11 protein-coding genes are annotated in these 11,537 nt (G+C 65.4%); 5 read left to right on the top strand and 6 right to left on the bottom strand.

Annotation, left to right across the window (positions count from 1 at the left end; translation table 11 throughout):
* Positions 1 to 92: 92 nt before the first annotated feature.
* On the top strand, positions 93 to 833 hold the full coding sequence (locus QCE83_RS20750) for a DUF2278 family protein (RefSeq protein ID WP_309815164.1): 741 nt from the start codon (positions 93 to 95) through the stop codon (positions 831 to 833).
* Here the strand turns inward: QCE83_RS20750 and QCE83_RS20745 are convergent, their stop codons facing one another.
* On the bottom strand, positions 834 to 1,781 hold the full coding sequence (locus QCE83_RS20745; protein ID WP_309815161.1) for a cysteine synthase family protein: 948 nt from the start codon (positions 1,779 to 1,781) through the stop codon (positions 834 to 836).
* Between the two features lie 105 nt (positions 1,782 to 1,886).
* Between QCE83_RS20745 and QCE83_RS20740 the strand changes: the two genes are divergently transcribed.
* A complete protein-coding gene (locus tag QCE83_RS20740; RefSeq protein WP_309815157.1) occupies positions 1,887 to 2,849 on the top strand; it encodes a helix-turn-helix domain-containing protein in 963 nt (320 codons plus the stop codon).
* Between the two features lie 34 nt (positions 2,850 to 2,883).
* Here QCE83_RS20740 and QCE83_RS20735 read toward each other — a convergent pair whose 3' ends face one another.
* The 5 genes from QCE83_RS20735 to QCE83_RS20715 are packed head-to-tail and all read right to left on the bottom strand — an operon-like array spanning position 2,884 to position 8,067.
* Positions 2,884 to 4,134, bottom strand: coding sequence for an MFS transporter (locus tag QCE83_RS20735; RefSeq protein ID WP_309815154.1), 1,251 nt, complete (start codon positions 4,132 to 4,134; stop codon positions 2,884 to 2,886).
* Between the two features lie 22 nt (positions 4,135 to 4,156).
* Complete coding sequence (locus QCE83_RS20730) at positions 4,157 to 5,113, bottom strand: N-carbamoyl-D-amino-acid hydrolase (RefSeq protein ID WP_309815151.1); 957 nt, start codon at positions 5,111 to 5,113, stop codon at positions 4,157 to 4,159.
* Between the two features lie 29 nt (positions 5,114 to 5,142).
* Complete coding sequence (gene hydA, locus QCE83_RS20725; RefSeq protein ID WP_309815148.1) at positions 5,143 to 6,642, bottom strand: dihydropyrimidinase; 1,500 nt, start codon at positions 6,640 to 6,642, stop codon at positions 5,143 to 5,145.
* 22 nt (positions 6,643 to 6,664) lie between these two features.
* Complete coding sequence (locus QCE83_RS20720; protein WP_309815144.1) at positions 6,665 to 7,405, bottom strand: amino acid racemase; 741 nt, start codon at positions 7,403 to 7,405, stop codon at positions 6,665 to 6,667.
* On the bottom strand, positions 7,402 to 8,067 hold the full coding sequence (locus QCE83_RS20715) for an aspartate/glutamate racemase family protein (protein ID WP_309815141.1): 666 nt from the start codon (positions 8,065 to 8,067) through the stop codon (positions 7,402 to 7,404). The genes QCE83_RS20720 and QCE83_RS20715 overlap by 4 nt, the downstream gene beginning before the upstream one ends.
* 165 nt (positions 8,068 to 8,232) lie before the next feature.
* Between QCE83_RS20715 and QCE83_RS20710 the strand changes: the two genes are divergently transcribed.
* The 3 genes from QCE83_RS20710 (at position 8,233) to argG (ending at position 11,419) form a co-directional block, all read left to right on the top strand.
* Positions 8,233 to 9,315 carry a LysR substrate-binding domain-containing protein gene (locus tag QCE83_RS20710; RefSeq protein WP_309815138.1) on the top strand — a complete coding sequence of 361 codons (1,083 nt, stop codon included), beginning with the start codon at positions 8,233 to 8,235 and terminating at the stop codon, positions 9,313 to 9,315.
* Positions 9,278 to 9,940 (top strand): GntR family transcriptional regulator, encoded by a 663-nt coding sequence (locus tag QCE83_RS20705; RefSeq protein ID WP_309815137.1) that lies wholly within the window; start codon positions 9,278 to 9,280, stop codon positions 9,938 to 9,940. The genes QCE83_RS20710 and QCE83_RS20705 overlap by 38 nt, the downstream gene beginning before the upstream one ends.
* Positions 9,941 to 10,087: 147 nt before the next feature.
* Positions 10,088 to 11,419 carry an argininosuccinate synthase gene (argG, locus tag QCE83_RS20700; protein WP_309815133.1) on the top strand — a complete coding sequence of 444 codons (1,332 nt, stop codon included), beginning with the start codon at positions 10,088 to 10,090 and terminating at the stop codon, positions 11,417 to 11,419.
* The last annotated feature ends 118 nt before the right edge of the window (positions 11,420 to 11,537 follow it).

The following is an 11,537-nucleotide window of genomic DNA, read 5'->3' as shown; positions in this document are numbered from 1 at the left end:
CGTGACACGGCACGAGTTCATCCGTGCATCGAACGGAACGCTGTCATACGCGACCTATCCAATGAGAGCGGACCACTTCAGGAGTCATGCTCATGGCACGCAACGAATACGTTCTCTTCAAGGGCAAGGTCACGCTCGGCGTTCCCTTTCTGCAGGGTTACAAAGGCGATCCGCATTATGTAATCGTCAGCGAAGATCAGGAGGGCAAGGAGTTCCGCATCGTCACCAATGTGAAGTCGGACAGCACGCTGACCGGCCCCGAAGGTTACTTCGTGCTGTATCAGTGGAACCAGTATTTCGAGCATCCGATGACCGCGGATCTCGAGAAGATCGCGGCAGGCGTGTCCATGTCGAACTTCCCGAAGCTGGACTACGTGCACGATACGAAACTCGTCGACCTGAGTGCGATGCGCCCCATCGCGCTCGACGAGGAAGGCGAGCACAACGACATCAACGAGCTGCTCAACGAGATGCTGCAGCTCGACATGTCGGGCGACGGCGTGCCCTATGTCTATCCGACGCCCACCTATAAAGACAACCGGCGCGGCTGGAAGCCGACAAAGGACGTCACGGTGTACGGCTTCGGCTTCCTGTTCGAACCGGGCAAGGACGGCTTGCACGAAACGCACATGAACCAGGGCAACCCGAAGCCCGCGAAAGGCAGCAAGGTCAGGGACCATTCGAACGAGAACGGCGTCTTCCAGGACGGCGCCGTGATGGTGGAAGTGGACGGCAAGTTCCAGGCGTTGTTCGTCGCGTTCCAGACGCAGCTCGTGCCCACCGACAATCGCGGCTACCCGATCCCGGGCACGTCGCATCCGATCCTGGGCTAGCTAGGCGGCGGCGTCGAGCGTCTGCGCGTACGACTTCAGGTACTTCATGCCGGTATCGCACATGATGGTGACGACGTGCGCGTCCGGCCCGAGACGCTCGGCCACGCGCAAGGCCGCCGTGACGTTCGCGCCGGTCGAGGTGCCGCAGAACAGCCCTTCCTCGGCGGCGAGGCGAAAGGCCATGGCGCGGGCGTCGTCGGTGGAGACGCGTTCGAGCTCGTCCGCGATGCGGTCATGCCACAGCGGCACGACATAACCCGCGCCGATGCCGTCGATCTTGTGCGCGCCGCTCGGCCCGCCCGACAGCACGGCGGACTCCGCCGGCTCTACGCCAACCACGCGCACGCGGGCGTCATGGCCGCGCAAGGTCGCCGAGATGCCGCGCAGCGAGGCGGACGTGCCCACGCTCTGCACGAAGGCGTCGATGCGGCCTTCCGTCTGCTGCCAGATCTCGTCGCCCATCTTCGTGTACGCGTGAAGCTGGTCCGTGTTCTCCATCTGCGCGGTGATGTACGCGCCGGTTTCTTCCGCGATGCGATGCGCCTCGCGGATCATGTCGCGCGTGAGCTTCTCCGTCTGCTTGCCGTTTTCGCTCGGGACGATGGTCAGCCGCGCGCCGAGCAGCCGCATGTGATCGAGCTTTTCCTTCGAGAACGCGTCCGAGCTCACGAGATGCAGCGGATGCTGTTTCACCGCGCACACCAGCGCGAGCGACACGCCGGTGCTGCCGCCGGTGTATTCGACCACCGCGCCGCCGGGCTGCAGGCGGCCGTCGCGCTCGGGCGCGTCGATCATTGCGAGCGCGATGCGGTCCTTCATGCTGCCGGTCGGATTCTGGCTTTCCAGTTTCAGCGAAATGCGCGCGCCATTGGACGGCACGACGCGGCGCAGCGTCAGCAGCGCGGTGTTGCCGATGGTGTCGAGAACGGAATGCGGAGCGAGGTTCATGTGCGTGCCTGGGTCGGTGAGATCGAGCTGGAATACTTCGCAGTCTAGACGTCCGGGCACGCGCGGAATATAGTCGCAAATGACATTATCGACATCATTTGCGACATGCGACTTTCCATCCTGGCGCTCGATGGCGTGTTCGATACCGGACTGGCCGCGCTGCTGGACACGCTCGGCACGGCCAACGAGCTGGCCGCCGCGCAGGGCAGCACGGCTGCTCCATTCGATTTCAACCTGGTCGGCGTGCGGCGGCGCGTGCGCACGGCGCTGGGCTTCTCCACACAGCCCGAACCGGTCGCGCACGTGCGCCAGCCGGACTGGGTCGTATTGCCCGCGCTCAACGCCAAGCAGCCGGAGTCCTTGCTCGCTGCACTGGCGCGCCCCGATGTGCGCGAAACGATCGGCCATCTGCGCGGCTGGCATGCGCAAGGCATCGGCATTGCCGCAGCGTGTACCGGTACCTTCGTGCTCGCGGAGGCGGGTTTGCTGGATCACGGCATGGCCACGACCACCTGGTCGCTCGCGCCCGCGTTCCGGCAGCGCTTTCCGGCAGTCGATCTGGACGATTCACGCATGGTGGTCGCGTCGCGGCGCGTCGTGACGGCGGGTTCCGCGATGGGTCATCTCGACCTCGCGCTGTGGCTCGTGCGGCAGGCCAGCCCCGAACTGGCCACGATGGTCGCGCGTTTCCTGCTGATCGATCAGCGCGCATCGCAGGCGCATTACATCGTGCCGGATTACGTCGCGCATGCGGACCCGCTGATCGCGCGTTTCGAACGCTGGTCGCGCGAGCACCTTTCAGCGGGCTTCTCGCTCAATGACGCGGCGAGCGCGCTGTGCGTCGGGCCGCGCACCTTGCAACGGCGCACGGAGGCGGTGCTCGGCAAGTCGCCGCTGGCATTCTTTCAGGATTTGCGGATCGAGCGCGCGCGGCAGCTCCTGTCGGCGGGATGCGATCTGGAGAAGATCGCGAGTGAGGTGGGGTATGCGGATTCCGCGACCCTGCGCACCTTGCTGCGCCGCAAGCTCGGACACGGCGTGCGGGAGATGCGCGCGGATCGGCGCTGAAGGCGCGCACGGCGGCGCGCCTCCAGAAGTTACATCATTCGAGCTCGACGCCCTTCAGCTCCGGAATGAGCGTGAGGGTGGCGATGACATCGACGACGTAGATGCACGCCAGCGCGGCGATCGCGATGCCGAACGAGTAGTAGCTCGCCACCGCGCCGATGGCCAGCGGTCCGAAGCCGCCCACGGCCCGTCCGATGCTCCACAGCACGTTTTGCGCGGTGCCGCGTGCATGCGTCGGATAGAGCTCGGCCATCAGTGCGCCGTAGCCGCCCATCATGCCGTTCACGAAGATGCCCACTACCATGCCGCCGATCAGCAGCGCCTCGGGCGTGGTCATGCGCGAGTAGATGAACACCATCACGAGTGCGCCGATCTGGTACATGACGAAGGTCGGCTTGCGGCCGATCTTGTCCGCCAGCTGCCCGAAGATCCAGATGCCGACGAGCATGCCGAGGATCGAGGCCGCCGTCCACGTCGCCGACTTCGCGAGCGTGAAGCCGAAGGCCTTGGTCAGATAGCCGGGCATCCAGATGATGAGGCCGTAGTAGCCGAAGTTCTGCACCGAGCACATGATGATCATGCCGATGCTGCGGCGCGTGGTCTCGCGGTCGCGGAACAGCGTCTTGAGCGGGAACTCGTGGCGCTTGCGGGCGGCCTTCTCGATGAAGATCTCGGACTCGCCGATCGCCTTGCGGATCACGAAGGACAGCACGGCGGGCGCGAGGCCGACGAGGAACATGCCGCGCCAGCCGATATGCGGCAGCAGGATCGGCGTGACGATGGCGGCGATCAGCACGCCGATCTGCCAGCCCATGCCCACGTACGACGAGACGCGGCCGCGCTTTTCAGCCGGCCAGGCTTCGATGGCGAGCGCCATGCCGATGCCGAACTCGCCGCCCAGCCCGAGGCCCGCGACGAAGCGGTACGCGAGCAGGTCGTGATAGCCCTGCGCGAACGCGCACAGCCCGGTGAACACGGCGAACAGCAGGATCGTGTAGGTCAGCACGCGCACGCGGCCGAGATAGTCGCTCAGAATGCCGAAGCCGATGCCGCCCGCGACGCCGCCGACCAGCGTCCACGTCACGAGCGAGCCGGCTTGCGCCGAGGTCAGGCCGAGGTCCGCCGAGATCAGGCTCAGCATGAAGCCGAGGATCAGCAGGTCGAAGCCGTCCATTGCGTAGCCGGAAATGGACGCGACCAGCGCGCGGACGTGCGGCGGCCCGAAGATCGACTTCGGCGGGGCGCCGCGCGCGCCCTCGGCCGTGTGGTCGAGAGGTTGGTTCATGAGTGGTCTCCTCGTGGACGCATCAGTTGATGGCGTCGGGATCGTGCGGCAGCGGCTCGCCTGCGCCGGTGCGCTCGACGATCAGCCCGTAGTGTTCCGGCCGGCGATGCTTCGCGAAGTTGAAGACGTGTTCGCGGAAGGTGTCGCCGAGTGCGAGATCGATGTTCGCGAAGATCACTTCGTCTTCCTCGCTCACGCTCTGCGCGGCAATCTCGCCCGACGGCGCGACGATCACCGAGCCGCCGATCATATGGAAGCCGTCTTCCTTGCCGCATTTCGCGGCGGCGCCGATCCACATCGCGTTCTGATAGGCGCTCGCCTGCAGCGAGACGAGATGCGTGTGCATGCGCAGATGCACCGGCTCCGGCCAGTGGATGTTCAGCGACGGCGTGTTGTAGCCGAGCACGCCGAGTTCCGCGCCTTGCAGCGACATCGCGCGCCAGGTTTCCGGCCAGCGGCGGTCGTTGCAGATGCACATGCCGAGCTTCGCGCCCATCGTCTCGACCACCGGGAAGCCCGTGTTGCCGACTTCGAAGAACTTCTTCTCCAGATGCTGGAAGGGTGCGTCCGGCTTGTGATCCGAATGGCCCGGCAGGTGCGTCTTGCGATACTTCGACACGATCTTGCCGTTGTCATCGACGATGATCGCCGTGTTGAAGCACTCGCCCTTCGCGGTCAGTTCCGCATAGCCGAGATAGAAGCCGATGCCCGCATTGCGCGCGGCGTCGAAGAGCGGCTGCACGTCCGGATTCGGCATCGAGCGTTCGAAGAAGCGTTCGATGGCCGCTTCCTCGCTCATCCAGTAGCGCGGGAAGAACGTGGTGAGCGCCAGTTCCGGGAACACGACGAACTTCGCGCTGCGGGCCTTGGCCTCGTTCAGCATGTCGACCAGGCGCTTGACGACGGCCTGACGATCGTCGGCGAGATGGACCGGGCCCATTTGCGCGACCGCGAGACCGATTTTGCGTGACTTGCTCATGACTTCCTGTTTCCTTGTGTGATGCGGTTTCAGTGCTTGTCTGTGTAGCCGAAGCCGGCGTGGCCTTCGGCGTTGCCGTCGGCGAGTGCGCGGAAGAACTGGCCGCGCGCCGAGATTTCCCGTTCGTTCTGGAAGGGGAGCGGCGTCGAGCGCGGGACGAAGCGGCCGCTGCCGGGCTGCGCATTCAGCACGCCGTCATCGACGATCACCCGGCCCGCGCTGATCACGGTGCGCGGCCAGCCGGTCACCGTCATGCCTTCATACGGCGTGTAGCCGACGCGGTCATGCAGCGCCGGGGCCGTCAGCGTGACCTGATGCTGCGGGTCCCACACGGCGATGTCCGCGTCCGCGCCCGCTTGCACGAGGCCCTTGCGCGGCGCGATGCCGTACATGCGCGCGTGATTCGTCGCGCTCAATGCGACGAACTCGGGCAATGTCATGCGGCCCTTGACGAAGCCTTCCGAGAACAGCAGCGGCAGGCGCGCTTCCAGGCCGGGCATGCCGTTGGCCATCTGCTTGAAGGTGGTGGCGTCGCCGTGCGGCAGCTTGCCGGTTTCATCGAAACGATAGGGCGCGTGATCCGACGACACGGTTTGCAGCACGCCATCCTTCAGCGCCGTCCACAGCGCTTCCTGTGCATCCGCGTCGCGCAGCGGCGGGCTGCAGCAATACTTTGCGCCTTCCACGCCCGGCAGGTCCATTGCGTCTTCGGTCAGCAGCAGGTAGTGCGGACAGGTTTCGCCATACACCTGCGCGCCCATGCGCTGCGCTGCGCCGATGGTCGCGAGCGCGTCGCGCGCGGACACGTGCACGATCAGCACGGGCACGTCGAACAGCTTCGAGAGCTGGATCACGCGGTTCGTCGCTTCGGCCTCGGCGAGCGCCACGTGACTCGTCGCGTGATATTTCGGCGCACTGCGGCCGTTTTCGAGCAGCTTCTGCGAGACCCAGCGGATCACGTCGTTGTTCTCGGCGTGCACCATCACGAGCGCGCGTTCGCGGGCGGCGAGCGCGAGCACGTCGAGCATCTGATAGTCGTCGATCTTGAGCTGCTCGTAGGTCATGTAGACCTTGAACGACGTGATGCCCTTGCGGATCTGCTCGACGAGATCTTCCTGCAGCGTCTTCTTGTCCGTCTCGGAGACGATCAGGTGATAGCTCCAGTCGATGACCGACTTCGCCGTGGCGAGCGCCGCGTACTCTTCCGCTACTTGCTTGAGCGAATGGCCGCGATGCTGCGCGGCGAAGGGCACGATCATCGTCGTGCCGCCGAACGCCGCGCCGACGCTTGCGGAGTACCAGTCGTCGGCGCCCATGATGCCCATGCCCGAGCGCTGCTCGACGTGGCAATGCGTATCGATGCCGCCCGGAAGCACGTACTTGCCGGTGGCGTCGATGTCGCGCTTGCCGGCGGGCAGGCCGCGCGCCACTTCAACGATACGGTCGCCGACAATGCCGACATCCGCTTCGAAAACCGCTTCGTCGGAGGCGACGCGGCCGTTGCGTATCGTGAGATCAAACTGCTGCATAAACTGTCATCCGCTTGAAAATTCAGGGTTGCGCGGCGAGTTGCGCGTTGTCCGCGCGCGCCGCGAGCCACCAGTCGACGCAGGCGCGCGCGAGCGCGTCGGTCGGGTCGATCGCATGATAGGCGGCGCCGGCCAGCGCCACCGGGATTTCCGTGCAGGCAATCAGCAGCGCATCGGCGCCACGCGTGACCAGCGCGTCCGCCGCAGCGGACAAGAGCGCGCGGGCGTCGTCGAGCCGGCCGGCCTTCACCGCCGCAATGCCCGCCGACACATACATCGCCTGCATGGCCTCATCGGGCTCAATGGCCTCGATGCCGCGCGCCACGAGTTGATCGTGATAGATGCGCGCCTTGAGCGTCGCGGCCGTCGCCAGGATGCCCACGCGCCGTGCCCGCGGATAGCGGCGCGTCAGCGCAGCCAGCGCCGCTTCGCCGATATGCAGCACAGGCAGCGTGCTCGCTTCCGCCAGCCGCTGATGCCACACGTGCGCGGTATTGCAGGGAATGGCGATCGCCGAGCAGCCCGCGCGTTCCAGCGTGCGCAGGCCGTCGAGCAGATGCGGCCAGGGCGCATCCGAACCGGCGAGAAACGCGGTGCTGCGATCGGGCACTTGCGGCACGTTGTGAACGATGACCGGCATGTGTTCCTGATCGGACGCGGCGGGCGTCGCCTGGATCAGCTTGACGAGGAAATCCGCCGTGGCGAGCGGACCCATGCCGCCGAGCACGCCCAGCCGCGGCAGCGGCGCTCCGATGTCGCTCATGCGTCACCCCGCTCGCGGCACACCGCGAAGGCCAGAGAAGCGGCGCTCGAACACGGATCGATGACCGGTACGCCGAGCGCCGCTTCGAGTTCGGCACGCAAGGGCGTCATGCCGGCGCAGCCGAGCACGATGGCGTCGGCGCCGTCCGTTTCGCACAGGGCGCGGCCGGTCGCGATCAGCTTGTCGAGCGCCAGTGCACGGTTGCCCGATTCCTCGACGCTCAGTCCGACCGCGCGTTCGCCCGCGACCGCCGCACCGATGCGGGCAGCATGATACGCCCGCCAGTGGCGCGGCATGCCGCGCGTGCTGGCCGCGATCACGCCGACGCGCGAGCCGAGCGCCAGCGCGCTTGCCATGGCCGCCGCGCCGATGCCGATCACCGGCCGGCGCGTGATTTCGCGGGCGGCGTGCAGGCCCGGATCGCTGAAGCAGGCGATGACAAAGCCTGCCGCATGCGCGTCGTGCTGCTCGACGAAGTCCGCGACCGCGACGGCGGCGCGGTCCGCATCCCGCTGGGTCACGATGCCGCCCGGCACGGCGTGCAGCGTGTCGAACGCGACGGGCGCGTCGTCGCCGGCGCGCAGGGCGCGGACGGTCCGCTCGATGTCGCGCGTGACATCGGCGAGACCGTTCGGGTTCAGGAAATAGATGGGAGCTGACATGACTCGGCGCCAAGAAAACGTGAATAGACCAACTTGATTCCCACGATATCAACGGCGCTTCGCGCTGTGAAATAGTCCAAATTTGGTACCCCATAGACGCAATGCATGGCTGCCCGGCGGGCGCGTTAAACTGCCGGGCCAACGCCACACCGATGCTCACGAGAAATGAACTACGACGACGCTTCTCCCCATTCCCGCACGATGAGCATGCGTCAGATCGAGGTCTTCCGCGCGATCATGATGACCGGCTCCATCAGCGAGGCGGCGCGCTCGCTGTACGTGGCGCAGCCGTCGGTGAGCCGCGTGCTGCAAGTGACCGAGCGCCGGCTCGGCTTCCTGCTGTTCGAGCGCACGCGCGGACGCCTGTATCCGACCCCGGAAGCCAAGCGCATCTTCGAGGAAGTGATGCGGGCGTATGAAGGCATCGAACGGGTGGACGATCTCGTGCGCGCGCTCTCGGACGGGTCGAGCGGCACGCTCAATGTCGTGTGCAGTCCGAGTCTGGGCGTGCATCTGGTGCCGCTCGCCATCGCGCGCTTTCATGCCGAGTTCCGCAAACTGCCCGTTTCGTTCGAGCCGCTCACCCACAATCACCTCGTGCCGCGCGTGTTGTTCGGCAAGGGCACGATCGGCGTGTCGATGTTCGAGGTCCAGCATCCGAACATCGTCACCGTGCCGATGGAAAGCGGCCAGGTGCTGTGCGTCGCGCGCAAGGGCACGCTTGGGAAGCGGCGCGTGCTCGAGCCGAAGCAGATCGCGGCGCTGCCGTGGATCGACTATGAACACGACACGCCGCTTGGGCGCATTGTCGGCACGGTGTTCAGCAACGAGCGCAGGCCGGAGCCGGTGGTGCGCGTGCGCTCGGCCATCAGCGCCTGCACGCTGGCGAAGGAAGGCGTGGGCGTGGCGATCGTGGATCCGTTCTGTATCGACGACGCCATGCGCGACGCGCTCGACGTCGTGCCCCTGCGCGCGGAGGGCTCGCACCGGCTGACGGCGAGCCTCGTGTATTCGCACGTCGAGCCGCTCTCGAACGCGGCGCGACGCTTCGTCGAGATCCTGGACGCGGTGCTGAAGCAGCATCTCGCGCCGCGGCGCGCGCCGAAATCCGGTGAGGCCCGCCCAAGGCATCTTTACGGACGGCTCGGGCACCGTTTCATGCGACAATCTAGCCCGCAAGAAATACAGGCAATGGGTTCTGGAGATACACATGACCACCCGAGCGGACGAGATTTTGACGACGCTTGAGCGCGAAATCCTGTCGGGGCAACTGCCACCCGGGTCGCGGCTGGAAGAAACGGAGCTTTCCGAGCGATTCGAATGTTCGCGCACGCCGATCCGCGAGGCGCTGCGCCAATTGGCGTCGGAAGCGCTGATCACGATGCGGCCGCGCCAGCCCGCCATGGTGGCGGCGCTCTCGGCCCGCAAGCTGCTCGAAATGTTCCAGGTCATGGCCGAACTCGAAGGCCTGTGCGCGCGCCTCGCCGCGCGCCGGGCAACGCCGCAGCAGATCCAGCGTCTGCGCGACACGCAAGCGGAACTGCGCGAGACGCTCGATTCGAACCACGTCGATGCGTTCTACGAGATCAACCGGCGCTTCCACGAGATCGTCTACGAGGCGAGCCAGAATGAGTTTCTCGCCGACCAGACGCGCGGCCTGCGCAACCGGGTGTCGATCTACCGCAAGATGGTCACGCAGAAGGTGCGTCGGCGGCTCGATACCGTGGACGAGCACGAGCAGGTGATCGGCGCCATCGAACGCGGTGACGGCGATGCCGCCGACAAGGCCATGTCCGCGCACGTGAACCTGCTGGGCGAGCAGATGCTGGATTTCATCGCGCTGTTTCCGGAGCCTGCCGAGCTGGCCGAGTAGGGCGTCATTCAGGAACCGGCGGCACGAGGTAGTTTCTACCGACCGGTTCTTAAACCATTTCCGGCAAACTTGTCATCTGTCGGTGCTTCGCCGATACTCGGCAGTCCGACCACGTTTTCCTTTTGTCGATTTAGACGGTATTTGCTCATGAGCACAATTCTCGAAAGTGTCCCCGTTGGCCAGAAGGTCGGCATTGCATTCTCCGGCGGTCTCGATACCAGCGCCGCGCTTCACTGGATGAAGCAGAAAGGCGCCGTGCCGTACGCGTACACCGCGAATCTCGGCCAGCCCGACGAGGACGACTACGATTCGATCCCGCGCCGCGCGACCGAATATGGCGCAGCGGGTGCGCGCCTGATCGACTGCCGTGCACAACTGGTTTCCGAAGGCATCGCCGCGCTGCAAAGCGGCGCGTTCCACGTCTCGACGGCGGGCGTCACCTACTTCAACACCACGCCGCTCGGCCGCGCCGTGACGGGCACGATGCTCGTCGCCGCGATGAAGGAAGACGGCGTCAACATCTGGGGCGACGGCTCCACCTACAAGGGCAACGACATCGAGCGCTTCTACCGCTACGGTCTGCTCGTGAACCCGGATCTCAAGATTTACAAGCCGTGGCTGGATCAGCAGTTCATCGACGAACTCGGCGGCCGCTCCGAGATGTCGGAGTTCATGCGTCAGTCGGGCTTCGCGTACAAGATGTCGGCGGAAAAGGCTTATTCCACGGATTCGAACCTCCTCGGCGCCACGCACGAAGCGAAGGATCTGGAAAGCCTGGAAAGCGGCATCCGCATCGTTAATCCGATCATGGGCGTGGCCTTCTGGCGTGACGACGTGAAGGTGGACCGCGAGGAAGTCACCATCCGCTTCGAAGAAGGCCAGCCGGTCGCGCTGAATGGCAAGACCTTCCCGAATGCCGTGGAACTGCTGCTGGAAGCGAACCGTATCGGCGGCCGTCATGGTCTCGGCATGAGCGACCAGATCGAGAACCGGATCATCGAGGCGAAGAGCCGCGGCATCTATGAAGCGCCGGGACTCGCGCTGCTGTACATCGCGTATGAGCGGCTCGTGACGGGCATCCATAACGAAGACACGATCGAGCAGTATCGCGAGAATGGCCGCCGTCTCGGCCGTCTGCTGTATCAGGGCCGCTGGTTCGATCCGCAAGCCATCATGCTGCGCGAAACGGCGCAACGCTGGGTCGCACGCGCGATCACCGGCGAAGTGACGGTAGAACTGCGTCGCGGTAACGACTACTCGCTGCTCAGCACGAAGTCGCCGAACCTCACGTATCAGCCGGAACGTCTCTCGATGGAAAAGGTTGCGTCGACCTTCTCGCCGCGTGACCGTATCGGCCAGTTGACGATGCGCAATCTCGACATCACCGATACGCGCGACAAGCTGCGCATCTACTCGCAGGTTGGCCTGCTGACGCCGGGCGAAGCCTCGGCGCTGCCGCAGCTAAAAAGCGAAGAGTAACGGTAGAAGCAGCAAGCGCAGACATACGGCCATCGGTCTTCGGACCGGTGGCCGTTTTTTTTATGCCGATGCGCCGCGTGTCACGCACCTGTCACGCCCAGAACCAATAATCCCCGCG

The organism is Caballeronia sp. LZ034LL, from assembly GCF_031451215.1.
Classification (GTDB): Bacteria; Pseudomonadota; Gammaproteobacteria; order Burkholderiales; family Burkholderiaceae; genus Caballeronia.
The sequence above is the reverse complement of the archived record's forward strand: the minus strand, read 5'-3'. Positions and strand labels throughout refer to the sequence as shown.